The organism is Acidithiobacillus sp. 'AMD consortium' (genome assembly GCF_008926505.1).
Classification (GTDB): domain Bacteria; phylum Pseudomonadota; class Gammaproteobacteria; order Acidithiobacillales; family Acidithiobacillaceae; genus Acidithiobacillus; species Acidithiobacillus ferridurans.
Window position 1 is genome coordinate 228334 of the sequence record NZ_CP044411.1, and the last position, 26950, is coordinate 255283.

The 26950-nt window shown below is 62.7% G+C and carries 28 protein-coding genes; 5 read left to right on the forward strand and 23 right to left on the reverse strand.

The window, feature by feature from the left end; translation table 11 throughout:
* Window positions 1-6 precede the first annotated feature (6 nt).
* From F6A13_RS01240 to F6A13_RS01255, 4 genes are all read left to right on the forward strand, one after another.
* On the forward strand, window positions 7-837 hold the full coding sequence (locus F6A13_RS01240) for a cell division protein ZapD (protein WP_225981899.1): 831 nt from the start codon (window positions 7-9) through the stop codon (window positions 835-837).
* A 30-nt stretch (window positions 838-867) separates the two neighbouring features.
* Window positions 868-1878, forward strand: a complete 1011-nt coding sequence (locus tag F6A13_RS01245; RefSeq protein WP_113526257.1) for a class 1 fructose-bisphosphatase — start codon at window positions 868-870, stop codon at window positions 1876-1878.
* A 309-nt stretch (window positions 1879-2187) separates the two neighbouring features.
* Complete coding sequence (locus tag F6A13_RS01250; protein ID WP_113526258.1) at window positions 2188-2613, forward strand: ClpXP protease specificity-enhancing factor; 426 nt, start codon at window positions 2188-2190, stop codon at window positions 2611-2613.
* 11 nt (window positions 2614-2624) lie between these two features.
* Entirely contained in the window at window positions 2625-3275 is a 651-nt protein-coding gene (locus F6A13_RS01255; RefSeq protein ID WP_113526259.1) for a lytic transglycosylase domain-containing protein, read from the forward strand.
* On the opposite strand, the gene F6A13_RS01260 is transcribed toward F6A13_RS01255, so the two are convergent.
* The 7 genes from F6A13_RS01260 to F6A13_RS01290 form a co-directional block, all read right to left on the reverse strand.
* Complete coding sequence (locus F6A13_RS01260) at window positions 3257-3499, reverse strand: helix-turn-helix domain-containing protein (protein ID WP_113526260.1); 243 nt, start codon at window positions 3497-3499, stop codon at window positions 3257-3259. The two genes, F6A13_RS01255 and F6A13_RS01260, sit on opposite strands and share 19 nt — an antisense overlap.
* Window positions 3500-3509: 10 nt before the next feature.
* Window positions 3510-4142 carry a zinc-ribbon and DUF3426 domain-containing protein gene (locus tag F6A13_RS01265; RefSeq protein ID WP_126604580.1) on the reverse strand — a complete coding sequence of 211 codons (633 nt, stop codon included), beginning with the start codon at window positions 4140-4142 and terminating at the stop codon, window positions 3510-3512.
* A 2-nt stretch (window positions 4143-4144) separates the two neighbouring features.
* Window positions 4145-5023 (reverse strand): 50S ribosomal protein L11 methyltransferase, encoded by an 879-nt coding sequence (gene prmA, locus F6A13_RS01270; RefSeq protein ID WP_113526262.1) that lies wholly within the window; start codon window positions 5021-5023, stop codon window positions 4145-4147.
* Window positions 5020-6366, reverse strand: coding sequence for an acetyl-CoA carboxylase biotin carboxylase subunit (accC, locus tag F6A13_RS01275; protein WP_113526263.1), 1347 nt, complete (start codon window positions 6364-6366; stop codon window positions 5020-5022). Before accC ends, prmA begins: the two co-directional genes overlap by 4 nt.
* 1 nt (window position 6367) lies before the next feature.
* Window positions 6368-6838 carry an acetyl-CoA carboxylase biotin carboxyl carrier protein gene (gene accB, locus F6A13_RS01280; RefSeq protein WP_113526264.1) on the reverse strand — a complete coding sequence of 157 codons (471 nt, stop codon included), beginning with the start codon at window positions 6836-6838 and terminating at the stop codon, window positions 6368-6370.
* 19 nt (window positions 6839-6857) lie between these two features.
* The gene (gene aroQ / locus F6A13_RS01285) at window positions 6858-7319 is read right to left on the reverse strand and encodes a type II 3-dehydroquinate dehydratase (RefSeq protein ID WP_113526265.1); all 462 of its coding nucleotides are present in this window, start codon (window positions 7317-7319) and stop codon (window positions 6858-6860) included.
* 167 nt (window positions 7320-7486) lie between these two features.
* Window positions 7487-7864: a winged helix-turn-helix transcriptional regulator gene (locus tag F6A13_RS01290; RefSeq protein WP_113526266.1), complete on the reverse strand. Its 378-nt coding sequence runs from the start codon at window positions 7862-7864 to the stop codon at window positions 7487-7489.
* Between the two features lie 337 nt (window positions 7865-8201).
* Here F6A13_RS01290 and F6A13_RS01295 point away from each other — a divergent pair, with 337 nt between their 5' ends.
* Complete coding sequence (locus F6A13_RS01295) at window positions 8202-9059, forward strand: ferritin-like domain-containing protein (protein WP_113526267.1); 858 nt, start codon at window positions 8202-8204, stop codon at window positions 9057-9059.
* A 120-nt stretch (window positions 9060-9179) separates the two neighbouring features.
* Here F6A13_RS01295 and ftsZ read toward each other — a convergent pair whose 3' ends face one another.
* Genes ftsZ through mraZ form a run of 16 tightly spaced genes read right to left on the reverse strand, consistent with a single transcriptional unit; the run spans window position 9180 to window position 26629 of the window.
* Window positions 9180-10343, reverse strand: coding sequence for a cell division protein FtsZ (gene ftsZ / locus F6A13_RS01300; RefSeq protein ID WP_113526268.1), 1164 nt, complete (start codon window positions 10341-10343; stop codon window positions 9180-9182).
* A gap of 58 nt (window positions 10344-10401) precedes the next feature.
* Entirely contained in the window at window positions 10402-11670 is a 1269-nt protein-coding gene (gene ftsA, locus F6A13_RS01305) for a cell division protein FtsA (RefSeq protein WP_113526269.1), read from the reverse strand.
* A gap of 30 nt (window positions 11671-11700) precedes the next feature.
* Window positions 11701-12543 carry a cell division protein FtsQ/DivIB gene (locus F6A13_RS01310; protein ID WP_151528014.1) on the reverse strand — a complete coding sequence of 281 codons (843 nt, stop codon included), beginning with the start codon at window positions 12541-12543 and terminating at the stop codon, window positions 11701-11703.
* Window positions 12536-13462 carry a D-alanine--D-alanine ligase gene (locus F6A13_RS01315; RefSeq protein ID WP_113526271.1) on the reverse strand — a complete coding sequence of 309 codons (927 nt, stop codon included), beginning with the start codon at window positions 13460-13462 and terminating at the stop codon, window positions 12536-12538. Before F6A13_RS01315 ends, F6A13_RS01310 begins: the two co-directional genes overlap by 8 nt.
* Entirely contained in the window at window positions 13455-14342 is an 888-nt protein-coding gene (murB, locus tag F6A13_RS01320; protein WP_113526272.1) for a UDP-N-acetylmuramate dehydrogenase, read from the reverse strand. Before murB ends, F6A13_RS01315 begins: the two co-directional genes overlap by 8 nt.
* Window positions 14339-15733 (reverse strand): UDP-N-acetylmuramate--L-alanine ligase, encoded by a 1395-nt coding sequence (murC, locus tag F6A13_RS01325; RefSeq protein ID WP_113526273.1) that lies wholly within the window; start codon window positions 15731-15733, stop codon window positions 14339-14341. The genes murB and murC overlap by 4 nt, the downstream gene beginning before the upstream one ends.
* The gene (gene murG, locus F6A13_RS01330) at window positions 15726-16808 is read right to left on the reverse strand and encodes an undecaprenyldiphospho-muramoylpentapeptide beta-N-acetylglucosaminyltransferase (protein ID WP_126604579.1); all 1083 of its coding nucleotides are present in this window, start codon (window positions 16806-16808) and stop codon (window positions 15726-15728) included. Before murG ends, murC begins: the two co-directional genes overlap by 8 nt.
* Complete coding sequence (ftsW, locus tag F6A13_RS01335; RefSeq protein WP_113526275.1) at window positions 16801-17973, reverse strand: putative lipid II flippase FtsW; 1173 nt, start codon at window positions 17971-17973, stop codon at window positions 16801-16803. The genes murG and ftsW overlap by 8 nt, the downstream gene beginning before the upstream one ends.
* Window positions 17970-19316: a UDP-N-acetylmuramoyl-L-alanine--D-glutamate ligase gene (murD, locus tag F6A13_RS01340; protein ID WP_113526276.1), complete on the reverse strand. Its 1347-nt coding sequence runs from the start codon at window positions 19314-19316 to the stop codon at window positions 17970-17972. The genes ftsW and murD overlap by 4 nt, the downstream gene beginning before the upstream one ends.
* Window position 19317: 1 nt before the next feature.
* A complete protein-coding gene (mraY, locus tag F6A13_RS01345; RefSeq protein WP_113526277.1) occupies window positions 19318-20400 on the reverse strand; it encodes a phospho-N-acetylmuramoyl-pentapeptide-transferase in 1083 nt (360 codons plus the stop codon).
* Complete coding sequence (locus F6A13_RS01350) at window positions 20400-21752, reverse strand: UDP-N-acetylmuramoyl-tripeptide--D-alanyl-D-alanine ligase (RefSeq protein WP_113526278.1); 1353 nt, start codon at window positions 21750-21752, stop codon at window positions 20400-20402. Before F6A13_RS01350 ends, mraY begins: the two co-directional genes overlap by 1 nt.
* Window positions 21749-23200 (reverse strand): UDP-N-acetylmuramoyl-L-alanyl-D-glutamate--2,6-diaminopimelate ligase, encoded by a 1452-nt coding sequence (locus tag F6A13_RS01355; RefSeq protein ID WP_126604577.1) that lies wholly within the window; start codon window positions 23198-23200, stop codon window positions 21749-21751. The genes F6A13_RS01350 and F6A13_RS01355 overlap by 4 nt, the downstream gene beginning before the upstream one ends.
* On the reverse strand, window positions 23187-24962 hold the full coding sequence (locus F6A13_RS01360; RefSeq protein WP_126604576.1) for a peptidoglycan D,D-transpeptidase FtsI family protein: 1776 nt from the start codon (window positions 24960-24962) through the stop codon (window positions 23187-23189). Before F6A13_RS01360 ends, F6A13_RS01355 begins: the two co-directional genes overlap by 14 nt.
* Window positions 24959-25222, reverse strand: coding sequence for a cell division protein FtsL (ftsL, locus tag F6A13_RS01365; RefSeq protein WP_113526281.1), 264 nt, complete (start codon window positions 25220-25222; stop codon window positions 24959-24961). The genes F6A13_RS01360 and ftsL overlap by 4 nt, the downstream gene beginning before the upstream one ends.
* Window positions 25212-26177 (reverse strand): 16S rRNA (cytosine(1402)-N(4))-methyltransferase RsmH, encoded by a 966-nt coding sequence (gene rsmH, locus F6A13_RS01370; protein ID WP_113526282.1) that lies wholly within the window; start codon window positions 26175-26177, stop codon window positions 25212-25214. The genes ftsL and rsmH overlap by 11 nt, the downstream gene beginning before the upstream one ends.
* Window positions 26174-26629, reverse strand: coding sequence for a division/cell wall cluster transcriptional repressor MraZ (gene mraZ / locus F6A13_RS01375; RefSeq protein ID WP_113526283.1), 456 nt, complete (start codon window positions 26627-26629; stop codon window positions 26174-26176). Before mraZ ends, rsmH begins: the two co-directional genes overlap by 4 nt.
* Between the last annotated feature and the right edge of the window lie 321 nt (window positions 26630-26950).

The following is a 26950-nucleotide window of genomic DNA, read 5'->3' on the forward strand; positions in this document are numbered from 1 at the left end:
CCGAAAATGGTGCACGCGGCCGTTGCCTGGCGTTGGGGTCTGCGGTCGCGTGCGGCGGCAGCGGCTGCTGAACGAGGTTACGGCATGGCCGTTTACGAACACCCGCTCCATGAACGCGCGCGCCTGCTGCTGCGTCTGGAAAGTGTTTTTGCACAACTACAGCAGGGGCGGGCCGATGCTGGCTGCCTGCGTAACGCCCTGCGCGCCTATAATGAACTGCTGGATTTTTGCAGCCGCCCGGAGCTGCGCCTGGATCTCATTCTGGAGCTGGAGCGTCTGGCCCAGAGCCTTGCCGTCTGGTCGCAGAGTCCCGAGGCGGACGAAGGCCCTTTGCGCGCCTGGCAGTTCCGCATAGACCAGCAACTCAAAGCGCTGCGCGAGTATCGCGAACCCTTCGGGCAACTGTTGCGCCACCAGGATATCATCCAGCTCGCACGGGGCAGGATGGGGGTGGCCGGAGGCCTCGCCGACTGTGATCTGCCGATTCTGGCCTTCTGGAAATATCAGCCCCCCGAGCGTATCGCGGGACTCCTGCAGGGCTGGCGGGAGAGTCTGTCGATCTTGCAGGATAGCACCGATCTGATTCTCGCCTTGTTGCGGGACTCCTGCTCGTGGTCCGGGGTGGAAGCCCCGGAAGGGCGTTATGGCGCGCTTCTGGATGCACGCCATCCGCCTTCCCTGATCTGCTTGGAGTTGTCGGATCGTGCGGATTACTATCCCAAAATCAGTGGGGGTATCCATCGTTTTCATATCCAGTGGCTGCCATGGTTGGACCAGGGAACGGCGCGCGCGATAGAATCCACCATAAAATTTCGCCTGGGACTCAGTGCCCTCTGACCTCTTCACTCTTTTGTAAAGGATTCCGGCATGCACATCGGCACCACCCTCAGCCAGTTCATCATTGAAGAAACCCGTCTTTATCCTGGTGCCTCCGGCGACTTCGCCGGGTTACTCAACGATCTCACCATTTCCTGCAAGTTTATCGGTGCCCAGGTCTACCGTGGCGCGTTGGTGGGAGCGCTGGGCAGCGCCGGCACCGACAACGTCCAGGGGGAGGTGCAGAAAAAGCTGGACATCATCTCCAATGAAGCCATTCTCAAATCCATGGACTGGACGGGGCATCTGGCCGGTATGGCCTCCGAGGAGATGGATGACCCCTATCCCATCCCCCGCAACATCCCGCGCGGCAAGTATCTGCTGCTTTTTGATCCGTTGGACGGTTCCAGCAATACCGATGTCGGCATCAGCGTGGGGACCATTTTCAGCATCCTCAAGGCGCCGGTGGTGGGGCGGGATGCGGAACTCGCCGATTTCCTGCAGCCCGGCGTCGAACAGGTCTGTGCGGGCTATGCCCTGTACGGCTCCAGCAACATGCTGGTATACAGCACCGGCTACGGGGTCAATGGCTTCACCCTCGATCCTTCCATCGGTGAATACATCCTGACCCACAACCAGATGCGTATTCCGGAGGATACCAGTGAATATGCCATCAATATGAGCAATCACCGGCACTGGCAGAAACCGGTACAGCGTTACATCGACGAACTCAATCAGGGTACGGATGGGCCTCGCCAACGCAATTTCAATATGCGCTGGGTGGGTTCCATGGTAGCGGATGTGCATCGCATCCTCTGTCGGGGCGGTATTTTCCTGTACCCGTTCGATCAGCGCGACCCGAAGAAGCCGGGCAAGCTGCGCCTGCTCTATGAGGCCAATCCTATGTCCTATCTGGTGGAACAGGCGGGTGGCGCGGCCAGCACGGGCACGACCCGCATCCTGGATATCGTCCCCCAGGGCCTGCACCAGCGCATTCCCGTCATCCTCGGCGCCAAAAATGAGGTGGAGCGGGTGGTGGCTTACCACCAGGAGTCATTCTGAAAGTGCATAGGCCGCCCCATCCGGGGCAGCCTATGCACGCTGTTATCCCGTAAAATCTACAGGATGTCGGAATGGATGTGGACCAGTTGAAACTGCAGGGGTGGTAGGCGGTGGAGACGATACGGGTCCGGCAATTTACAGCCAGTGACCTGTGCTGCTGGCTGGTGGTGATGCTGGCGCCCTCCGCAGGAGGCGCGAGCAGATTCTACTGGGATCGCTTCGAAACTTCAGAGACGTGGGCCTGGCGTTGATTGCTCTTGAGAATTTTCGAAAATCGTCTATATACGGTTTTAGGAGTCTGGAACAGACATGGGGGAAAAATTGTTACCTGAAAGCGCCAAGTCTTATCTGCTCAATGCCGTCTATCAGTGGTGCGTGGACCAGGGGCATACACCCTATATCCTGGTAGTGGTGGCCTATCCCGGAGTGTCTGTCCCGAGCGGCTATGAAAAGGATGGGCGGATGATTCTCGATGTCTCTCCACGTGCCTGCCACGGTCTGCGCATGGCGGACGACTGGATTTCCTTCAATGCCCGCTTCGGCGGGGTTGCGCGGACAGTGGACGTACCCATGGCGGCAGTAGCGGCGATATACGCCGCAGAAACGCAGGAAGGAATGGGCTTTGCCGATCCGGAAATCCCGGCCGCGCCCCCGCCTTCTTCGGCGGGCGGCGGTGCAGAGAATGCGGAGATTTCCGGGAAGCGTGAGCGTCCCGCACTGCGAGTGGTGAAGTGAAGCCCGCTTTGATGGCGGCAGCGCTGTTGCTGCTTTGCGGAGGTACGGCGGAAGCCGATATTTATGCCTATACCGATAGCAGCGGGGTGGTGCATCTTACCAATGTGCCTGCCGGGAATGACCGGTACCGGATGGTCATGCGCACCCCAAAAATGGCGGTAGCCGTGGCGCGCGCCGATTTCAACCGCGCCGCCCGGAGGCGTTATCAGGGCCTGATTCATGCGGCCGCCAGTCGTTACCAGGTCAGCTCGGCACTGATCAACGCCGTAATCAGCGCCGAGTCCGGTTATAATGCGGGTGCGGTATCGCCCAAGGGCGCCGTCGGCCTGATGCAGCTCATCCCCGCCACGGCGCTTCGCTTCGGGGTGGCGAATGCTTTCAGTCCGACGGATAACATCAACGGCGGCACAGCGTATCTCGCCCATTTGTTGCGGGTCTTCAGTGGCGACCTGAAACTGGCCATAGCCGCTTACAATGCGGGATCAAACGCAGTGATCCAGGCGGGCTATCATATCCCGCCCTTCGCAGAAACTCAGGCCTACGTACCGCGGGTGCTCGCCTATTATCAGCACTATCTGAATGGCGGCGGCACGGTACCGGGCGTGAACCAGCAACCCGTGGCAAATGCCGCCCCGCAGTTGATTCAGGTATCCAATCCGTAGGTTTGCAACTTCTTCCGCAGAGTATTGCGATTGATGCCCAGCCACTGGGCGGCCCTGCCGCGTTGTCCACCACAATGTTGCAGCGTGTGCGCGAGCAGCGCACGCTCCACTTCTTCGACGATCAGCGCATGCAGGTTGCCGGGGACTTCGCCTCCCAAATCCGCCAGATAGCGGTCCATGACGTGGATTACGCAATCGCCCAAGGACATATTCGTGCTATCCATGGTTACCCCTTCAGGGACGGCTGAGGAGGGTGATTTGATAACCCGCCGCCTTTGTCAGGGCCGGGCTGCTGAGTACAAAGGGTACTGGCGTACCCGGAACAAATCCCGCACGGGCGGGGAACGCTGCGCTCAGATATTGCGTCGCGGTAAAATGCAGGTGGGCAATGGGTGCGCCATAGACGTTGCTGAGGGTGACTTCAATCACCGGGTAGGCCTGAACCTGGTTGGCTACATTTTCCATATTGCCGGTGATCCGCGCCAGGTGGTCCGCCACGGGGGTGACCTGGCTGTTGAGAATACGGATGTCTTTGTTGGGACCTGGCCAGGGAATGGTGATATCCAGTTGCTCCGCGCTACTCAGCAAGAAGCGGCGGATGGGCGCGCTGGTCGCGGCGTAACTGTAACTGCGCGTCCACCAGAGTATCTGTCCGATCAACGCAATAACCAGCAGGATGATGGCCAGGATGAGTAGAAACCGACCCAGACGGCGCCCCAGGCTGCTGCCCGCACGAGCAGTTTCTGCGGCGACATCCACGTGAAAAATATGGTGGCAGACGCTGCATTTCACCCGATAATGGTGCTCGCGCAGGGCCTTGTCGTCCGAGAGGAAGGTCGATTCACAGCGGGGGCAGGTAATTTCCATAATCAGACTCCAGTGTTGCGCTGGCCATAGAGGAGTGACCAGTCTTCTTCGTGTTGCGCGACTGCGAGATCAAAATAAGGCTCGTAGGCGGCGTGAATCTCCGCTTCCTGATGGTGCAGGATGCCGGATAGTGCGATCCAGCCTCCAGGACGGACGGAATGGGCCAGGGCCGGCGCAAGGGTCAGAAGGGGGGTCGCCAGAATGTTGGCGACCAGGATGTCGGCCAGGGGCAGCCTGGCGTTTTCCGGCAGCGCGAGCTGCAGACCGGCGCTGACGCCGTTACGTTCTGCATTGGCGGCCGCTACCTGCAGTGCAACGGGATCGGTATCCACCCCGAATGCCTGGCCGGCGCCCAGCAGCAGCCCGGCGATGGCCAGAATGCCGGAGCCGCAGCCGTAATCGATGAGGCTTTCGCCTCCGCGGATCTGCGTATCCAGGAAGCGCAGGCAGAGCGCCGTGGTGGCGTGGGCGCCGGTGCCGAAGGCCTGGCCGGGGTCGAGATGCAGCACACGGGGGGCGTTGGCGGGCGCCGCATCCCAACTGGGGGTTACCCAGAGGCGGCCGAAGCAGCGTGCGGGGAAGGCTGCCTGGGTTGTCGCTACCCAGTCCTGTGCCTCCAGCGCGGTGTAGCGTGCCGCGTAGGGCCGCCAGTCGTTGTCTCTGATCAGGTTTTGCAGGGTTGTTTCGCTGTGGCTGTCCGCAGCAAACAGGGCTTCGCACCGGCTGTTTTGCCAGATATCGCCCTCATCGAACACCGCTTCACTGTCATCGCCTTCCAGAAAAGTGACTGCCTCTGCGCCAGCGTCCAGCAATTGCGCCTCGACGGCTGCTGCGGCTGCTGCGGGGACGCGCATGTCGAGCTGCCACCAGGCGATTTTCATAGGGCGAGCAAGGCCTCCAGATAGTGGATATGCACACCGCCCGTGGCGTATTGCGCCTCTTCCAGTACCCGCCGATGCAGGGGAATGTTGGTTTGAATGCCCTCAATGGTGGTCTCGCGCAGGGCGCTGCGCATGCGCATGTTGGCTTCCTCGCGGTCACCCCCGAAGGCGATGATTTTACCGATCATGGAATCATAGAAGGGCGGTACCCGATAACCCGCATAAATATGACTGTCGACGCGGATGCCCGGCCCGCCAGGGGGGTGCCAAGCGGTAATCTGTCCCGGTGAGGGTACGAAGCGCTCCGGGTCTTCGGCATTGATGCGGCATTCGATGGCGTGACCGCTGAGTACCACGTCCTCCTGCCGAATCCCGAGAGGCAGTCCCGCCGCAATGCGAATTTGCGCTTTGACGATGTCGATGCCGGTAATCATCTCCGTGACCGGGTGCTCGACCTGCACCCGTGTATTCATTTCAATGAAATAGAAGGTTTGGCTGCCGGGATCGTAGAGAAATTCGATCGTGCCGGCGCCCCGATAGCCCATATCCTGGCAGGCTTTGACTACCGATGCACCGATTTCAGCTCGCTGGGCGGCGCTGATACCGGGAGCCGGCGCTTCTTCTATCACTTTCTGATGACGGCGCTGCACCGAGCAGTCTCGTTCACCAAGGTGAATGCAATGACCTTGGGTGTCACACAGTATCTGAAATTCGATGTGGCGCGGCGTTTCGAGAAATTTTTCCATATAGAGGGTCGGGTTGCCGAAAGCCTTGTCGGCCTCCGCGCGGGTCAGGCTCGCGGCGTTGACGAGGTGTGCTTCGGTGTGTACGACCCGCATGCCGCGCCCGCCGCCGCCGCCGGCCGCCTTGAGAATGACGGGATAACCGATCTCCCGGGCGAGGGCTTTGAGGGCCTCGTTATCGTCGGGTAGCGGTCCATCGGAGCCAGGCACACAGGGTACGCCAGCCTTCTTCATCGCGGCCTTGGCGGCGATTTTGTCACCCATCTGGCGGATGGTTTCCGCGCGCGGCCCGATGAAGGTAAACCCGCTGTTTTCGACCCGTTCGGCGAAGTCGGCATTTTCGGAAAGAAATCCGTAGCCGGGATGAATCGCTTCGGCGTCGGTCACCTCGGCGGCGGCAATCACGGCGGGGATATTGAGATAACTTTTATCGCTCGGCGCTGGGCCGATGCACACCGATTCGTCGGCCAGCTTGACGTGGAGAAGATCGCGATCTGGTTCAGAGTGGACGGCTACGGTACGAATGCCCAGTTCGCGGCAGGCGCGCTGAATCCGAAGGGCGATCTCGCCGCGGTTGGCGATGAGGATTTTCTCGAACATTTCAATCCCCGGGGGCGATGATGAACAGGGGTTCACCGTATTCGACGGGCTGGCCATTGCCAGCGAGAACCTTGATCACTTTTCCGGAGACGTCGGCTTCAATTTCGTTCAGCAGCTTCATGGCTTCGATGATGCACAGGGTCTGGCCGGCCTTCACCATGCTGCCTTCTTCCACGAAGGGTGCAGATTCCGGAGAGGATGCGCGATAAAAGGTCCCGACCATGGGGGATTTGATCATATAGCCCTGAGGCGGCACTTCGACCGCTGCCGCGGGGGAGGGCGCCGTTCCCACGATGGTGGGCGTAGTCGGCATCGCTGGCGCGGGCTGGGCGTAAGCGATGGCCGGTGCCGGATGGGCGGGAGCGGTGTGCCGCGTGATCCGGACTTTGCTGTCGCCCTCCACCACTTCGATTTCATCGATGGCGCTCTTTTCCAGCAGTTCGGCCAGGCGACGGATGAATTGGATATCCATGCTCTTTCCTTGGTGTCAGTTATGGGTTATGGCGTTTCATGCGCCGATGAATGGCATCCAGCGCCAGGAAGTATCCATCCGCGCCCAGTCCCGCGATGACGCCCTGGGCGAGATCGGAGAAGTAGGAGTGACGGCGGAAGGGTTCCCGACCATGAATATTGGATAAGTGTACTTCGATAAACGGAATCTGGACGGCAGCCAGGGCATCACGCAGGGCAACGCTGGTGTGGGTGAATGCCGCGGGGTTGATGATGATGTCGGTGACGCCCAGGGGGAGGGCCTCCTGGACCGCATCGATCAATACATGCTCAGCGTTACTCTGCAGACTGCGCAGTCGCCAGCCCCAGCCCTGGGCGAGTGTCTGCATCCCGGCATCGATCTCGGAGAGGGTGGTCCGCCCGTAATGGCCGGGCTCACGACTGCCCAGCAGATTCAGATTCGGGCCATGCAGTACAAGGACATGAGGAGAGGATGCAGCCATAGATCCCGCGTAACACGAAGTATATCCGCGAAGTCTGCCCCAAATGGCCGGATAAATCTAGGTCATCCGCAGCGCAGGCAGGTGCCGCGACACGTCATGGACCCAGGTTCGCCTACGGATTGAGCATGGAAATCCCGGCGAATGATCGGGGCGGGTGCGGGTAACCGCTAATTGGTAACAGGCAGGGCCGATTCCCGGTGGATGCTTTTCCTGCCAGCGTCTTCGCTATTCCAGCGCCGGGCCAGGGTATCCAGTGCATCCAGCACTTCCCGCAGTTCCAGTCCGCGCGGCGTCAGGCCATAAGTCACTTCTGGAGGAATGCTGGGACGATACACCCTGAATACCACTCCGGCCTCCTCCAGGGTGCGCAAACGCTCCGTCAGCATCCGTGACGAAATGCCGTGCACTTCCCGCTTGAGCATCCCGAAACGGGTGGGACCGCGTTGTCTCAGCGTCCAGAGGATGTATGTGGTCCACGGCCCCATCAGCAAGCGGAGCAATGCATCCATGGGGCAAGTCGTTTCCTGTTTGGTTTGGCTGTTCATGGTTACTCAATCGTACCGGATCTACAAAATATACTAACATTATCCCGTTATGAACAACCAATGCAAGGCGTCGCAAGGCGTGCTTGCCGAGCAGGAATCTGGTGCTCATCCGGGCCGGACTTCAGGACCGTTGGCGCGTACCCGGGCATACATGGTCCATCATTCGCCCGATGCCGGGATTTGTCGTAAAATGCCAAGCATATATTTTACGAAGCCTCACGGTGTTGTCACAAGGCTTTGTGGGGGGCCGGCGCGCGACTTTCGTCTGCTGTGCGGAAGGGGGCCGAGGTGCCCCGGCGCCCGTTATCGAGAACGCCATGAGAGAGGTTGGTTCGCCATGTTATACCCTGAGTTGTTCAAATCGCTGGAGGCCGCGCGCTGGAACATGGCCACGGATATCCCTTGGGAGCAGTTTGACCGTAGCCTGGTCAGCGATGAGCAGTTGCGCACGATCAAGATGAATGCGGTCACCGAGTGGTCGGCACTCCCGGCGACGGAGATGTTTCTCCGCGACAACCGGAGCGACTCCGATTTCTCGGCCTTCATGTCCATCTGGTTCTACGAAGAGCAGAAGCACGCCCTGGTGCTTATGGAATACCTGCGCCGCTTCGCACCGGAATATCTGCCGACGGAAGAGGAATTGCACAATGTGCGCTTTGAATTTGATCCGGCGCCGGCGATGGAAACCCTTATGCTGCATTTTTGCGGCGAAATCCGCCTGACACACTGGTACAAATGCGCGGCGCAGTGGCATAGCGAGCCGGTGATCCGTTCGATTTACGAGGTGCTATCCAAGGACGAGGCGCGGCACGCCGGTGTTTATCTGAAATATATGCGGCGCGCTATTGATCGCCTCGGGGACAGCGCGCGTCTGGCTTTTGCGAAGATCGGTGTACTCATGGCCAATACCAAGACGGCGAAGGCATTGCATCCTACCAATCTCCATGTGAACAAGGCGATGTATCCCGAGGACAGCGTGCAGAGTCATCTGCCGGATCCGGGTTGGCTGGAGCAATGGCTGGATACCCAGATTCATTTCGACGCGATCTGGGAGGGCAAGGTGGTCAACGGCATTTTGCGCAATCTTTCTGCTTTGCTCGAAACGCCCATTCAAAGCATCAAGGATCTCAGCCGTTACCGCAAGTTGATGAGCGCCGCCGACCATGATGCTTCCGGGCACTTGGTGACGGGCTGATCGCGCTGTAACGGTTCGCCATGGGCACGGTAGCGGCATGATGGCGGGCAGACGGTTCCCCACCGGGCGGGAAACGTAGCCGCCCGGGGTCAGCGCCTGCGCTGACCCGGCCCTACGCCCTTAGTCCGCCTGACGGCGCAGGAAGGCGGGGATGTCCAGGTCCGCGTAGTTCGGCGTATGGTTGCCGCCATGGGCGGGCACGCTCGAACCCGTCGGACGTTCGAGCTGGCGCATGCCGGTGGGCTTGTCGAGGTTGCGCCAGTCTGCCGCCGTGGCAGGGATGGCTGCCGACCGTGGCCGGATGTTCTCGACCGCCAGCCGCACGGGTTCCCGTTGCAAACCGGTGGCGACCACCGTAACCCGTAGTTCCCCTTCCAGTTCCGGATCCAGCACCGTACCGACCTTGACGTTGGCGTCATCTGCCGCATAACCACGGATCAGTTCGCCAACTTCTTCGAACTCGCCCAAAGTCAGGTCCATGCCGGCGGTGATGTTGACCAGAATGCCGCGGGCACCCGCGAGATTGATGTCGTCCAGCAGCGGGCTGGAGGCGGCACGGGTGGCGGCATCCTTGGCGCGGTTTTCGCCGCGGCCGCTGGCGGCACCCATCATGGCCAGGCCCATGCCGGACATGACGGTACGGACATCGGCGAAATCCAGGTTCATCAGGCCGGGGCGGGTGACCAGCTCGGAGATGCCCTGCACGGCGCCGAGGAGGATGTTGTCGGCGGCCTGATAGGCGTCCTTGAGGCTGATGTTCTTGCCGAGGACGGACAACAGTTTCTCGTTGGGGATGATGACCAGCGAGTCCACATACTGGGAGAGTTCGTCGATGCCGGAGAGGGCGTGCTGCTGGCGCTTCTTGCCTTCAAAGTTGAAGGGCCTGGTGACCACACCGACGGTGAGGATGCCCATGTCGCGAGCAATGGCTGCCACCACGGGGGCGGCGCCGGTGCCGGTGCCGCCGCCCATGCCCGTGGTGATGAAGACCATGTCGGCCTTTTCCAGGGCCGCGCGGATTTCGTCACGGCCTTCCTCGGCGGCCTTGCGCCCGACTTCGGGATCCGCGCCCGCACCGAGGCCGCGGGTGATCTGAGCGCCGAGCTGGATCGTATGGCCGGCGTGGGAGTGGCGCAACGCCTGGGCATCGGTATTGGCGCTGATGAACTCCACGCCTTCCAATCCTGCCGCGCACATGTTGTTGATGGCGTTGCCGCCGCCGCCGCCGACGCCGATGACTTTGATGACCGCGCCGTCCTGTTCACATTCATTGAGTTCAAACATCGTCTTTCTCCTTCTTGAAGTCCTGCAAAATTGTGTACCTCAGCCCTGCGAGCAGAAATCAGCCAAAGCTCGTCTGTACCCAGGAGCGCATCTTGCGAAAAACGCCGCCGAAGCTGGTATCCATATGGTTTTCCCGGGCCGCGATGGCCGGGTTCTGAAGTGGCTCGGCCTGACTCGCCACTTGATTGTGCAGCCCGTACATGACCAGACCGACACCCGTGGCATGGCCCGGAGTCCGGACGACGGTTTCCATGCCCGGTAAATGCATGGGCTCGCCGACGCGCACCGGCAGATGGAGGATTTCTTCGGCCAGCTCGGCCATGCCTTCCAGCTTGCTGGAGCCGCCGGTAATGACCACTCCGGCAGCGACCATGTCTTCGTAGCCGGTGCGGCGCAGTTCCGCCTGGATCAGCTCGAAAAGCTCCTTGATGCGAGGCTCGATGATGTCGCCGAGGATGCGCCGCGAAATCGTTCGGGGCGGGCGGGTGCCAACGCTGGGGACGGGGATTTCGTCATCCTGCTCGATCAGATCACCGAGGGCGCAGCCGTAGAGCTTTTTGATCTGTTCGGCTTCGACGGGCGGGGTGCGCAGGCCGAGGGCGATGTCGTTGGTCACCTGATCGCCGGCAATGGGGATGACAGCGGTGTGGCGAACGGCGCCATCGCGAAAGATGGCGATGTCCGTGGTGCCACCGCCGATGTCCACCAGACAGACACCGAGTTCTTTCTCATCAGCGGTGAGGACGGCATCGGCGGAGGCGAGCTGTTCGAGGACCAGATCCTGTACCTGCAAGCCGCAGCGTTCGACGCACTTGGTGATGTTTTGCGCGGCGCTGACGGCACCGGTGACGATGTGCACCCGTGCCTCCAGGCGCACGCCGGACATGCCGAAGGGCTCACGGACCCCCTCCTGACTGTCGATCATGAATTCCTGGGGGAGGATATGGATGACGTTCTGGTCCTGGGGAATGACGATGGCACGGGCGGCGTCCATGACCCGACCGACATCCTCATTGCTGACTTCCTTGTTCTTGATGGCGACGATGCCGTGGCTGTTGTAGCCGCGGATGTGGCCGCCGGCAATACCGACGATGGCGCCGTGAATCTGCACGCCGGCCATCAGTTCCGCTTCCTGTACAGCGCGGGTGATGGCTTGAACGGTGGATTCGATGTCGACGACCACACCCTTTTTGAGGCCCCGGGAGGGATGCTGACCGACGCCGATGATCTCTGCCTCACGGCCGCCCCTGGACTGGGCGACGATGCAGGCGACCTTGGAGGTGCCGATGTCCAAACCGACGATGAGTTCCGGATTGCTGCGTTTCATTTCGTTTCGCTCCTTCGGATCGGTGATCCGTTACTGACTGCTGACGGTGGCCGCCGCGGGCATGGCGACCGCAAAGCCGTTGGTGTAGCGCAGGTCCATGGTGGCCCCCGGCACGAGGTATTCCTTGACCTGGGGGGCGATGGCCACCCAGCGTTTTAAGGCGGGAAGGATGTTTTCGCTGCCCAGCAGCAAGCGCACCTGATTACTGAGAATGCAGCGCCAGCCGCCGCGTCGGTCTTCCTGAAGGGACGTCACCTTGACGCCAAGCGGGGCGACGATATCGTTGAAAGTGGCGAGTTGTGCGATCAGTTCACTACCGCTGCCGGCCGGGCCTTCGAGGTTCGGAAGTCCTGCCGGTATCTGCTGGGGGGGGACGCTGAACACCTGACCCTGGCCATCCACCATCTGTCCCGCGCCGCACAGCCAGCGGGCTACGGGTGTGTAGGATTTGATCTGGATCTGCAGTCGGTCGGGCCAGACCCGGCGGACTTCCGCATCCGCTACCCACGGGAGGGCGTCGATTGCCCGTCGCACCTGATCCGGATGGATCCAGAGAAAACCCTGACCCACGTAGGGTCTGAGGGCGGCGTTCACCTCGGGCAGCGGGATCCGCGCCGATATGCCGGAAATGGTCAAGGTGCTGATGGGCATGACTTGTGGTTCACGCACCCAGTTCCAGCCCATCCAGCCCCCCCACGCGAGGGCGCTGATACCGATTCCGCCAAAGAGCGTGCGGCCATAAAGCCGCCACGGAATGGCCCGGCGTACTTTGGGCGGGGCCGCCTCGGCTGTGGGTCTGGGCGGTTTTCTGAGGGTGGCGGCAGGATGTTGCGCTTGCTGCCCATGACGGTAATCGCGCATGACGCTAACCATATTTCACTCTCCTCTGCGCGGTGCGCAGTATGGCGGCGCATAATTCCGGGAAACCTATGCCGGTGGCTTTGGCGGCCATGGGAATCAGGCTGTGGCTGGTCATGCCGGGTACACTGTTGACTTCCAGCAGATGGGGTCGGCCATCGCCGTCGACCATGAAGTCGACCCGCCCCCAGTCGCGGCAGCCGAGCTCGGCAAAGGCACTGAGCGCAAGCGCCTGCAACTGCTGGTCCAGTGGCGCGCCGAGGCCGGAGGGCAGGAGGTAACGGGTATTGTCGGCAAGATACTTGGCGGTGTAGTCATAGAAGGCCCGGGGCGTTTCGATGACGATCGGCGGCAGCGCTTGGCCATCGAGGACGCCGACGGTGGCTTCGTGACCGATGACGGCACCCTCGCAGAGGACTTCCTCCTCGATGGCGAAGGCGCACTGTAAGGCTGCATCCAATTCCGCCGGGCCGCAGACTTTGCTGACCCCGAGGCTGGAGCCACCGTGGTTCGGCTTGATGTACAGGGGCCAGCCGAAGCGGGCGCCGAGATCGGGCGTATGGCCGCCGCGATGCAGCAGGATGCCGTCGGTCACCGGTAACCCGGCAGCTCGCCAGAGCTGCTTGCAGCGCCATTTATCCATGGCGAGCGCGGAGGCGAGGACCCCGCTGCCGGTGTAGGGCATATCCAGAGTTTCCAGGCAGGCCTGCAACAGACCGTCTTCGCCTACCGCGCCATGGCAGACGTTGAAGGCGATCTGCGCCCCGCTTTCGGCCATTTGCTGCTGGAGGATGGCCGGCTGGATGTCGACGCCGACGGCATCCATACCCAGCCCCTGCAAGGCTTGCAACACGGCGCGGCCGCTGTCGAGAGAGACTTCGCGCTCTCCGGAGGGACCTCCATAAAGTACGGCTATGCGGGCCAAATCAGACATCGGCCACCTCCCCGATGACCCGCATCTCTGGCTGAAGTTCGACGCCGAAGCGGTTGCGGACCTCTCGTTGTACGTTGGCCACCAGTGCCTCGATCTCTTCGGCGCGGGCGGCACCGCGGTTGATGATGAAATTGGCGTGCTGGGTGCTGACTTCGGCGTCCCCATAACGCAGGCCCTTGAGCTCTGCCGCCTCGATGAGCCGGGCGGCATGATCGCCGGGCGGATTGCGGAAGACGGAACCGCAGCTCGGCCATTCCAGGGGCTGAGTGGCGGCGCGGCGTTCCTGCCAGGCGCGCAGGCGCTGCAGGACGATGTCGCTGTCTGCGGGCGACAGGCGCAATCCCGCGGCGATGAAGCAGGCAGCACCCTGACCCTGCACCTCGCGATAACCCACCTGGAACTCGGAGCGGGACAGGCGTTGCACTCGGCCATCGGGGTGCAGGACCTCGGCCCATTCCACCAGGCTCCAGGTGTCGCCGTCGTTGGCCCCCGCATTCATCGTCAGGCAGCCGCCCAGGGTGCCGGGTATGCCGGCCAGGAATTCGGCGCCCGCAAGCCCGGCTTTGGCCGCGAAATGAGCAATCTTGACGGCGCCGGCGCCGGCGCCAGCATGGATCAGGCCGGACGCATCGAGGGTGATGGCATCCAGGGTGTTGGCCAGGCAAATGACGGTACCGCGCAGGCCGCCATCCCGCACCAGCACATTGCTACCCAGCCCGAGCCAGGTGATGGGGGCGGTGGCGAAATGCTGCAGGAAAGCCTGCAAATCTTCCAGTGTGCCGGGCAGATAGAAGCGGTCAGCCGGCCCGCCGACCCGCCAACTGGTGTGGCGATGCATGGGTTCCCCCAGGCGCAGACGGCCACCAATGGCATGCATCATGAGGGGTCCTCCCCAAAAACCTGGGGCCATTGTGCCGCCAGACTGGCAATGCTGCCGGCCCCGAGGGTCAGCAGCACCGCATTGGCAGGAAGCTCGGCACGGAGCTGTTGCGGCGCGGTCAGCAAGTCGGGCAGAAAACGGACGCTTATGCCCTGGGCGGCCATGGCCTCGGCGAGGGCGCTGCCGGTGACGCCGGCCAGGGGTTTTTCGCCGGCGCTATATATATCCGTCAGAATCACCCGGTCCGCCGCCGCCAGACTGCTGACAAAATCAGCGAAGAGCGCTTGCGTGCGGCTATAGCGGTGGGGCTGAAAGGCTACCACCAGCGGCCGCTCCGGCCATACGGAACGGGCTGCGGCGATGGTGGCGGCGATTTCCCGGGGGTGGTGGCCGTAATCGTCCACCACGGTAACGCCGGCGAAGGTACCGACCAGCTCAAAGCGGCGGCCGACCCCACGAAAGTCGGCCAGAGCAGCGGCAATGGTGGATTCCGGTATGCCCACCTTGCTGGCGATACCGATGGCGGCGAGGGCATTGAGGACGTTATGGCGGCCGGGGATGCCCAGTTCTACGTCCAGCCAATGGACATAGTCGCTGTCCACCCGCCGCCACACGGCGAAGCGGCTGCCGATGCCCTGCACGGTGACATCACGCGCTTGTAAATCCGCATCGTCACCGAAACCGTAGCGCAGCACGGGGGTGCGCAATTCGGGGATGAGGCCGGCGACCAAGGCTTCATCGGTGCAGAGGACGGCGAGGCCGTAGAAGGGCAGGCGCTGGAGAAATTGCAGGAAGGCGCCACGCAGATTGTCGAGGCTGCCGCCGTAGGTTTCCATGTGATCGGCGTCAATATTGGTGACGACGGCCATGACGGGTGAGAGATAGAGGAAGGATGCATCGGATTCGTCCGCTTCCGCCACCAGATATTCACCGCTGCCGAGGGCGGCATGGGTGCCGGCACTCTTCAGGCGGCCACCGATGACGAAGGTGGGATCCAGTCCGCCAGCGCCGAGAATGCTTGCCACCAGGCTGGTGGTGGTGGTTTTGCCGTGGGTGCCGGCGATGGCGATGCCCTGCTTGAAGCGCATGAGCTCCGCCAGCATCTCGGCGCGGCGGACGACGGGGATGCGCAGCGTGCGGGCGGCCTGCACCTCGGGATTGCTTTCGGGAATGGCCGAAGAAATCACGACCACATCGGCGCCGCGCACATTGGCTGCTTCGTGGCCGCTGAAAATCCGCGCCCCCAAATCCGTCAGGCGCAAAGTGGAATTGCCGGGCCGCAGATCAGAACCGGAGACGGCATAGCCGAGATTCAGCAGTACCTCGGCTATGCCGCGCATGCCGCTGCCGCCGATTCCGACCATATGGATTTGTCGTACCCAGTTACGCATCGGTGCCTCCCACGCATTCCATACATGCTGCCGCAACGGTGGCGGCGGCGTCGCCCTTGGCCTGCCGGCGTGCCGCCTCTGCCCAGCGCAGGCGGAGTTCCGGGTCGGCCAGCAAGGGACGCAGCACATCGCGCAGTTGCGGGGCGTCCAGTCCCTCCTGACGCAGCATCCTGGCGGCACCGGCCTCCTCCAGAAAACGGGCGTTGGCGGCCTGATGATCGTCCACGGCGAAGGGGAAGGGGATCAGGATGGCGCCGAGACCAGCGGCGGCGAGTTCGGCGATGGTGGCGGCGCCGGCGCGGCAGAGGGCAAGATCGGCCCATCCCATCGCCGCCGCCATATCCTCTATAAAGGGTTCTACCCGAGCGTCAATGCCGGCCCGCGCGTAAGCCGCCTGCGTGCTTTCCACGTGATCCCTGCCCGCCTGATGCCAGATGGCAGGACGCTCGGCGGCGGTCATACCGCTCAGCGCGGCGGCACTGACTGCGTTCAGTCCCTTGGCACCCTGGCTGCCGCCCATGATGAGCAGGCGTACCGGCCCTTTGCGGTCGTGGAAGCGTTCCCGTGGCAGCGGCAAGGCGCGAATAGCCTCGCGCACCGGATTCCCCACCCACTCACCCCGGGCCAGGCGGGCGCTGGGGAAGCCGAGAAAAATACGCCTGGCCAGTGGGGCCAGCAAACGGTTGCTGAGCCCGGCGACGGCATTCTGCTCGTGCAGACAGAGCGGGCGACCCAAGGTCCAGGCGGCGATGCCGACGGGCGCGGCGACATAACCCCCCATACCCAGGACCACTTGGCTCCCGGTCTGCCGCAAAATCCGGCGTGCCTGCAGAACGGCCCTGCCCACTCGCCAAGGCGCGCGCAACCAGCGTCTGATGCCATTGCCGCGCAGGCCCTGCATATCCAGCGTATGTAACGGGTAGCCGCGCTCGGGCACGAGGCGTGCTTCCATCCCGGCGGCCGTTCCTGCAAAAGCGACCTCCGCCCCCTGGGCGCGCAGCGCATCGGCGACCGCCAGTGCCGGGAAGACGTGGCCTCCGGTGCCACCCGCTGCGATCAGGACGCTGTCAGCCATTCTGGAGTTCCTCCCGGATCACGACCGAGCCCTTGTGTACGGCCGGATAGCGGCGGCTGACGCCGAGGACGACGCCCAGCGCGGCGCAGAGAAAGACCAGGGCGCTGCCGCCGTAACTGATCAGGGGCAGGGCAAAACCCTTGGTCGGTAAAGCGCCCAGATTCACGCCCATGGACATCACCGCCTCGCCCCCAAACCAGGTCAGTGTGCCGTAGCAGAAAAGAGCGAAGAACGCATCCCCGGCCGCCGCCGCGCGCCGGCCGACGCGGTAGATCCTCCAGCTGGCGATGCCATAGAGAATCGCCAGGGACCACACCCCGATCATACCCAGCTCTTCGCCGATCACCGCCAGAATGAAGTCTGTATAGGACTCGGGCAGGTAGAAATATTTCATGATTCCGTCGCCCAGACCGACTCCGAAGACGCCACCACGCCCAAAGGCAATGAGAGATTGCACCAACTGGAATCCGGCGCCGTAGGGATCTGCCCAGGGGTTCTGGAATGTGGTGATGCGGGCCAGGCGATAAGGCGCGGATACGGCCAAAATCCCCAGGGCGCTACCCGACACGATGCCGGCCAGGAGGACGTAACCCAAGGGCAGTCCACCCAGGAAAAGCATCACTCCGGTAAGGAGCACCACCATCGCGTAGGAGCCGAAATCCGGTTGCAGGAGTAAAAGCAGACCCAGCAGACCCAGCACTACGAAAATCGGCCAGAGACCTTCCTTGATGCGTCCCAGCAACTCCCCCTTGCGTACCACGTAGCGGGCGAGGAAAAGCAGCAGGGCGAATTTCAGCAACTCGGAAGGTTGCAGGCGGACGATCAGGAAATTGATCCAGCGGTGGGAGCCATTTACCGATACCCCGACGAATGGCACAAAAACCATGACCAGGGCAATGAGAGAAATGCCCATCAGTGGGAACGTGATGCGCTCCCAGAAGTCCAGATCGACGCGGCTGGTATAATAAAGCACGGCGGCGGCGAGGCTGGCGTAGATGCCCTGCCGCTCCGCAAAAAAGAAAGGGTTGCCGGTTTCGTGCTGGGCAATGGGGGCGCTGGCCGAGTACACCATGATGAGGCCGAAGCCGAGCAAAATCAGGATGATCCACCACAGGACCGTGTCTGCGGGCCCGTCTTCCGCCAACCACCAGCTCGGCCTGGTCATGCCAGATCCTCCGTCAGGGCCCGTACCGCCACGGCGAATTGACGGCCGCGATCCTGATAATCGGTAAACATGTCGGTACTGGCGCAGGCGGGCGAGAGCAGCACCTGGTCGCCGCGCTGCGCCAGCACCGCCGCCTTCTCGACAGCCTGTGCCATGTTCCGGGCACTCTCGACGGGCAGTATTCCGGCGAGCAGGGCGGAGATCTGTGCCCCGTCCTTACCGAGGACGACAGCGCCACGCTGCCCGCGACAGGCCTCCCGCAGGGGGCTCAGGTCGGCCCCCTTGGCATCGCCGCCGAGTATCATCACCAGGGGTCCCGGCAAGCCGGACATGGCTTTGAGGGTCGCGCCCAGGTTGGTGCCCTTGGAATCGTCGTAGTAACTCACACCGTTGACCTCGGCGATCCGGGCAAGGCGGTGGGGTAGGCCCGGAAAAGTGCGCAACGCCTGGCGGATGGCCGTCACAGGGATGGCCATCGCGCGGGCCAGCAAGGCGGCGGCCAGCGCATTTTCGGCGTTATGCGCGCCGCGCAGCGGGAGTTGATCGAAATCCAGCAGGGGACCGTCGCGACGCAGGCAGAGCCGGTCACCGGCGATGCTGGCGTCGTGTTCGTCAACGCCGCCAAAGAACTGCACCTGTACGCCCGCAGGGACCTGGGACGGCAGGGCGGTCGTAAAGGTGTCGCCGGCGTTCAGTACCAGCGTGTCCCCTGCGCCCATCGCCCGGAAAATGCGGGTTTTCGCGGCACCATAGGCCGCATAGTCACCATGCCAGTCCAGATGATCTGGGCTCAGGTTGAGGATGGCGGCGGCGCGGGGGTGGAAATCCTGGCAGGCCGCAAGCTGGAAGCTGGAAAGTTCGAGGACATAGAGATCGGGCTCGGGCCTTGTTTCCGGCAGAAGGTCGAGGGCGGGGGTGCCGAGGTTGCCGCCGACGGCGGCGCGCAGCCCCGCGGCCCGTGCCATTTCGCCCACCAGGGTGGTGACGGTGCTTTTGCCATTGCTGCCGGTGATCGCGACGATGGGGGCCCGGGCGATTCGGCCAAAAAGTTCGATATCGCCCATAATCTCAATGCCGGCCCGTCTGGCGCTGACAAGGGCGGGCAGCGACGGTGCCAGCCCTGGGCTGAGCAGAACAATATCCGCCTCCAGAAACAGGTCCCCGGGCATGTCACCAAAATGAAAATCGACTGCTGGATAACGGCGCCGCAAGTCGGCGGCGTCTGGCAGCAGACGCGTGTCGGCCACTCGGCAATGAGCGCCCAGGCGCAGGGCCGTACGCAAGAGGGAGTGTCCCGTCTTGCCCATGCCGACGATGTATGCCTTTTTCCCGTTCATGTCCATGTCAGCGGATCTTCAGACTGGAAAGGCCAACGAGGACCAGAATCACGGTGATGATCCAGAAACGGACCGCCACCCGGGGTTCGGGCCAGCCTTTTTTTTCAAAATGATGATGCAGGGGCGCCATGCGAAAGACCCGTTTGCCGGTGAGCCGGAAGGAGGCTACCTGAATGATGACGGACAAGGTTTCTACCACGAACACGCCGCCCATGATGAATAGCACCAGTTCCTGACGGGCGACGATGGCGACGATGGCCAGTGCCGCACCCAGCGCGAGAGCGCCGGTATCGCCCATGAAAACATCAGCCGGATAGGTGTTGAACCATAGAAAACCCAGCCCCGCACCCACCAGTGCCCCGCAGAATATCAGCATCTGGCCGGAACCCGGCACCCAGGGTACGTCTAGGTAGCGGGCAAAGACGGCGTTGCCCGAAACGTAGGCAAATACGCCCAGTGCGCCGGCGACCATGACCGTCGGGACGATGGCCAGGCCGTCCAGACCGTCGGTCAGGTTCACCGCATTGGAGGTGCCGACAATCACGAAATAACTGAAGACGATGAAGCCGGCACCCATCGGGATCAACACATGCGGTATAAAAGGCAGAATGAGGCTGGTCTCCACGGGATTGCTGGCCAGGGCATAGAGCACCCCCCCCGCGGCAAAGGCCACCAGCGACTGTAAGCCGTATTTGGCCCGCGCCGAGAGCCCCTTGCTGTTCTGGCGCCGCAGCTTGCGCCAGTCGTCGACGAAACCGATGGCCCCAAAGGCCAGGGTGGTGAGCACCGCCACCCAGACCAGCGGGTTGCCCAGATCCGACCAGAGCAGAGTTGTCAAAATGACCACCAGCAGGATCAGCGCGCCGCCCATGGTCGGCGTACCCTGCTTGATCAAATGGGTTTCGGGACCGTCATTGCGAACCATCTGACCGATTTTGTAGCGGCGCAGGCGGGCGATGAAGAAGGGGCCGATGAACAGCGAAAGGACCAGCGCGGTGAGGGTGGCGAGCACGCCGCGCAGGGTCAGATACTGAAAAACGTAAAAGCCGTGATAGAGGCTGCCGAGCTGCATGAAGAGGGCGTAAAGCATCAGGCATCCCCCCCGCCGAGGGCTTGCACGACACGCTCCATTCGGGCGGCGCGGGAGCCTTTGATCAGCACCACCGTTTCTTCATCCAGGCGACGGCGTATCGCGGCCAGCAGAGGAGGTAATTCGGAGAATGCCTCGGCGTTGGTCCCGAAGGCATTGGCTGCTTCCTGCGCCAAAGGCCCCAAGGCGTAAAGCCGTTCAACGCCGAGCTGGCGGGCCAGCAACCCCGCCTGGTGATGGTAGAGTGCGGCCTCGGGACCCAGTTCACCCATGTCGCCTAAAACCAGAATGCGTTGACCCGGCTGTGCGGCGAGCACACGCAGGGCAGCCTCCAGGGATGCGGGGTTGGCGTTGTAGGTGTCATCCAGCATCCGGCTACCGTGCGGACCGGAGTGCCACTGCAGACGTCCGGGAATGGTTTGCAGTCCGGCCACCGCCCGTTGAATCTGCGGAATGGGAATGTCGAGCGCCAGTGCCGCGGTCGTGGCCGCCAGGACATTGCGGCCGTTGTGTTGACCGGGCAAGGGAATCTCCAGGGTGAATTGCCCTTGCGGAGCGCGCACCTCCAGATGTCCGCCACCCTGTTCGTGGGCGCGCCAGTGTCCGCGCACCCGCGTCGGGCGATGTTCCAAACTGAAGCGCCAGACTTCGCCCGGCGCCCGTTCCGCCCAGAAATCCGCGAAGGAATCGTCGCCATTGAGGATGGTGAGACCGCGGTTATCGAGACCGGAGAGAATTTCGCCTTTGGCCGCGGCAATGGCGGCAACGCTGCCGAGGCCTTCCAGATGCGCGGGGGCTGCATTGTTGATCAGGGCCAGGGTAGGCCGCGCCAGCCCGCTGAGGAGGGCGAGTTCGCCGGGATGATTCATGCCCATTTCCAGCACCGCGTAGCGATGCTCGGGACCGAGCCTGGCCAGCGTCAGAGGCACGCCGACATGATTGTTCTGATTGCCGCGAGTGGCGAGTACCGGGCCGGACTGGTTAAGGATGGCGGTGAGTACCTCTTTGACCGTAGTTTTGCCGCAGGAGCCGGTCACTGCCAGCAGCGGCAAGCTGAAACGCCGCCGCCAGTGGGCGGCCAGTGTCTGCAACGCGACCAGGGTATCCCTCACCAGGACACCCGGTGCCGCCACCGGGATATCCACCAGCGCGCCTCCGGCACCCTGTGCGATGGCACCGGGTACGAAGTCCGCGCCATTGCACCGCGTGCCGCGCAAGGCCACGAAAAGTTGTCCGCTCAGCACCTCACGGCTGTCCGTAGTGACACCCTGAATCATCTGGCTGCCATCGCTGCCGGGCAACAGCGCGCCGCCGGTAATATCAGCTATTTCCTTCAGCGAATAGCGGATCATACGCGCAGTACCTCCGTGGCGACGTCGCGGTCCCGCGGAACGGGTTGGCGCTGTCCCATGATCTCCTGGGTGCGCTCGTGTCCCTTACCGGCGATGAGCACCCAATCCCCCGCCTGCGATGCGGTGATGGCGGCCCGGATGGCCGCCGCGCGGTCATGAATCACCATAGCCCGACCGGGCTGTTCCATACCGCCCAGGATGTCGTTGGCGATAGCCTCGGGCGCTTCGCTGCGCGGGTTGTCGTCGGTGAGAATGACGTGGTCGGCAAGGCGTTCGGCTATCCGTCCCATTTCCGGTCGTTTGCCACGATCCCGGTCACCGCCGCAGCCAAAGACCACAGTCACGGCGCCTTTGGCGACTTCGCGCAGGTCGGTCAGCACTCGCTGCAGCGCGTCGGGGGTATGGGCATAGTCGATCATCACCTGCGCCTTGCCGGGGACCGGAGCCAGACGCTGATAACGACCTTCCGGCAGGTCGAGTCCAGCAATGGCTGCATCGCTGACCGGCCAGCCCATAGCTTCGGCGGTCGCCAGCGCGGCCAGCAGATTCTGAACATTGCTGTTACCGATCAGGGGGCTGCGTATGCGCCGCGAACCTGCAGGGGTCCGCAGGTCGAGCAGGGTACCGCTGGCGCCAGGGTGCAACGCGACCGCCTGGTAGTCTACACTCCCCACCCCGAAGCGTAGCTGCCGGACTTCCGGCGCCACGGCAGCAGCGATCTGCCCGGTGAATGCATCATCACCGTTCAATACGGCCAGGCGGAGGCCTGGGGTCTGGAAGAGACGGGTTTTGCTGGCACCGTAGCGCAGCATATCCCCGTGAAAATCGAGGTGGTCCCGACTGAGATTGGTGAATACGGCGGCGGCAAAGGGTACTGCTGCCACCCGTTCCAGGGCGAGGGCATGGGAGGAGACTTCCATGGCGATGACCTTGGCGCCCTGATCGCGCAGGGTGGCCATGGTCTGCCACAAAGGGACCGGGTCTGGTGTGGTGTTGGCGTGGGAGATCAGCGCATCGACGCGGCCATAGCCGAGGGTGCCGATGATCATGGCCGGCTGCGGGGCGAGCTCGGCAATGAGGCGGGTCACGCTGCTCTTGCCGTTGGTGCCGGTCACGCCAACGATGACGGGCGCCTGACCCTCGTCCCAGCGGTACCAGCGGCGCAGAGCCATGCCGAGCAGGGCTCGTGCCTGCGGACTTTGCCAGACGGGATGACCCTGTTCGCCATGCACGTGCTCGTCACTGCTCTCCAACAGGGCAGCGGCCGCACCCGCCGCCCACGCCTGTTGCAAAAATTGCTGCCCATCGCCATGACGGGTGTTCAGCCCGACATAGAGCATGCCGGGTCGCAGGCGACGAGTATCGGTTTCAATCCCCTGCAGGGCAATTCCCGCCAGGGCGGCAGGAGCGGTTGGCAGCAGGCGGGCAAGCATCTCAGTGTGCGGCATCACCAGCCCCCTCGGCCCAGCGCCGCTCCTGTTCCGCCGTCATGGCTTTCCCTGCGGCGGCGTTCCAGCCCTCGGCCCCGACATCGGGCTGTACGCCCATTTGGTGCAGCGCGGTGCCCATGGTTACCCGAAATACCGGCGCGGCGACCACGCCACCATAACGCCATCCCCGAGTTGGTCCACGCACCACTACCGCCATGACAAATTGCGGATTGCGTGCGGGAGCGAAGCCGACAAAGGTGGTATTCACCTGATGCTTATGAAAGCCGCCCTTGCCATTCGCCATGATGGAGGTACCCGTTTTCCCGGCCACCGAATAGCCGGGAATCGCGGCGAGAAAGCCGGTGCCGCCCCGGCCGGTCACCCCCGTGAGCCAGTCGCGCAGACGTGCTGCGGTGGCGGCCGGCATGATTTGCTGACTGTGCGAGGGGGTATTGCGCAGCAGGGTGGGCTGGACGTAGACCCCGTTGTTGGCGATGGCGCCGTACGCCGCCGCGAGTTGCAAAGGCGTGACCGAGAGGCCGTAACCATAAGCCATGGCCGCGCGTCGCGCAACGTCCCAACCCTGCCAGGCGGGAACGGTACCGCCCGCCTCCCCGGGCAGGCCCAAGCCGCTCACCTGTCCGAAACCGGCATTGCGCAGCATCCGGTAGAGATCGGCAGGTGGCGTGCGCAGGGAAATCTTCGCTGCCCCAATGTTGCTGGAATACTTGAGCACCTGCGCGAGGTCGAGAGTGCCGTGGCGGACATCATCCTGAATACAATAATGGGCCACCCGGAAGCAGTTGGTGTCCACATCAAACGTGGAATCGGCCTGGATGCTGCCATCATCCAGCGCAGCAGCGATGGTGAAGGGCTTCATCACCGAGCCGGGTTCCAACGTGTCGGCGACAGCCCGGTTGTTATAGAGGCTGGGCTGAAAGTCCCCACGATCATTGGGGTTGAACGAGGGATAGCTGGCCATGGCCAGGATTTCGCCCGTGCGTACATTCATGAGCACCGCCGCTCCAGAGCGTGCCTGAAAACGCTGAACGGCCGAGGCGAGAGCCGTGTAAGCCACATACTGGATATTGCGGTCGATACTCAGGGTCAGCGTTTGACCGGGCTGTGCCGGCCGGGCTGTGCCCAGGATCGCCAGGGGATGCCCCAGATTGTCGCGCAGCCCGGTTTCTTCCCCCGCCTTCCCCCGCAGCCACTGATCGTATGCCAGTTCCAGCCCTTCGATGCCGCGCCCGTCCACATTGGTGAAGCCGAGCAACGGCGCGGCGATGCTGCCGGACGGATAGTAACGCCGATTTTCGTTGAAGTTATATAAGCCAGGTACATGCAGGGCGAGAATGGCAGCGGCACGTTCCGGAGCGATCTGCCGGGCGAGGAAGGCGAACCGGCTGCCGCCGCTATGGATTCGGGTGGCGAGGGTCGCTGCGCCGACCCCCAGCAGGGATGCAATCTGTGGCCACTGCGCCCGCTGGGCGTTAAACAACCGGGGATCTACCCAGAGGGTTTGTACCGGGACGGACAGCGCCAGTGGTTTGCCGGAACGATCCAGAACAGCACCGCGCTGCGCCGGCAGGGCAAAGTGTCGCAGATAACGCTGGGCACCCTGGCTGCGCAGAAATGGGCCGCGCTCCACCTGTGCCTGCCAGGCTTCCGCCATCACCGCTGCCAGACCCAGCGCGACGGTCACCCACAACGCCGTAGCCCGCCATGCGGGGAGCATGACGGTTGGGAGCGGGAGGAGTGGCGCGCCGGGCTGGGTCATCGTGTTCTGACCATGATGATCTGATTGCTTTTGGGGGCAGAAAGCCCAAGCTTCTGGCGGGCGATATCGCCTACACGGGCATTGGAGGCGAGCGTCGCCTGCTCCAGCTCCAGCTGACCCCAGCGGTTGTCCAGGGCAAAATGTCTGGCCTGGGCCTCCTGTAACGCAATGAACTGGCTACGGGTATTTTGCCGCGCCGCGACGATGCCGAATAGCGAGGCGGTAATCAGCAGGGCGAGAATGATGGTGCTACGCCGCATGACGTTCACTCCTTTCGGCAACCCGCAGTACAGCAGAGCGGGAGCGGGGGTTGTCGTGAGTTTCCTGGGGACCGGCACGCAGCGCCTTGCCTGCCGGATGCCATGGCAGGGGCGGAAGTTCGCTGGCGCGCAGAGGGATATCAGCACTGATACGATAATCGTCGGCGCGGAAAAAACGTTTCACCAGACGGTCTTCCAGGGAGTGAAAGCTGATGACCGCCAGCCGGCCCCCGGCGCGTAACGCATTCATGGCCTGAGGAAGAAAGGCCTCCAGTTCTTCCAGTTCGCGGTTGATGAAAATGCGGATGCCCTGAAAACTGCGGGTCGCCGGATGCTGTCCGGTTTCGTGCCGGGGCAGTACCTGGGCGATCAGCTCCGCCAGTTGCAGGGTTCTGGTAATGGGCGCCTGTTCCCGGGCGCGCAGGATGGCGCGGGCGATGGGGCGAGCAAAACGTTCTTCGCCGTACTCGCGCAATACCCGCGTCATATCTGCTTCCGTCGCAGTCGCCAGCCACTCTGCCGCACTCCTGTCTGCCCCCGGGTCCATACGCATATCGAGGGGGCCATCGCGCAGGAAACTGAAGCCGCGCGCTGCCTCATCCAATTGCGGAGAGGACACGCCGAGATCAGCGAGGATGGCGTCCACTTGCTCCCACTCCAGCGCAGCAAGCACTTCGGCCAACTGGCTGAAGCGCGCCTGGCGGATATATACCCGGGAATCCTGCGCGAAGCGCGCGCGCAATGCGGCGATGGCGCTCGGGTCGCGGTCAAGGATGAGTAGAGTGTCCGCCGCGCCGAGTTCCGCCAGCAGCGCCGCGCTATGGCCGCCCCGACCACCGGTGGCATCGACGCAGCGTACGGTGGCGCCAGTATGGAGCGCGGGACGCAGGGCGACGATGGTTTCTGCCAGAAGCACGGCAACATGGGTTGCATCCGGATCATTTGCGCTCCTCACAGGATCAGATCCCCCAAGCTGGCAAAACCATCCGCACCGGACAGCCAGATTTCCTGGCAGGCATCCCAGCGTGCGGCATCCCAGATTTCAAACTTGTCGATCTGACCGACCAGTACCAGTTCCTTGTCGAGTTCCGCAAATTTGCGCAAGTTGGGAGAGAGCAGGATACGGGCCTGGGCGTCCAGGCGAAGTTCTTCGGATTGTCCCACAAAAAGACGCTGGAACTGCCGGGCTGCGGGGTTGTTGCTGGGGAGTTCTGCGATACGGCGTTCCACCTTTTCCCAGGTGGGCAAGGGGTAGGCCACCAGGCAGCGTTCTCCTTTCTGGCTCTGGGCGTCAATGGTGACGACCAGTTGACCATCGCAGTGGGCGCTGAGCCAGTCGCGGAAGCGTGCCGGGACACTCATGCGTCCTTTGCTGTCCAGACTGTGCCGATGGGTTCCCCTAAACATGTCTGTATGCTTCCTCCAAAATCTTCCACTTCAACCCACTTTGCCCCACACTTTGAAGATTAGAGGGAAGGCCGCCCGCTGTCAAGGAAAAAACGCGAATAATTACGGCATGTTAGAGCGTGTTTATAAAGAGTAAACAAAGCACTTGAAGGGGTTTCCGCAATTGTCGGATTATATGGCGCAAAATATAGGGCAGGGAGGACTCCCCAAGGTAGGGAATGCGTGGGCACCATTTGCGGAACACACTCTATCAGGCTTATTTTAATTGGCGTTTTCAATGGTGCCACGGGCACTGTGGGGATGGCGCGCGGCATGTGGTAA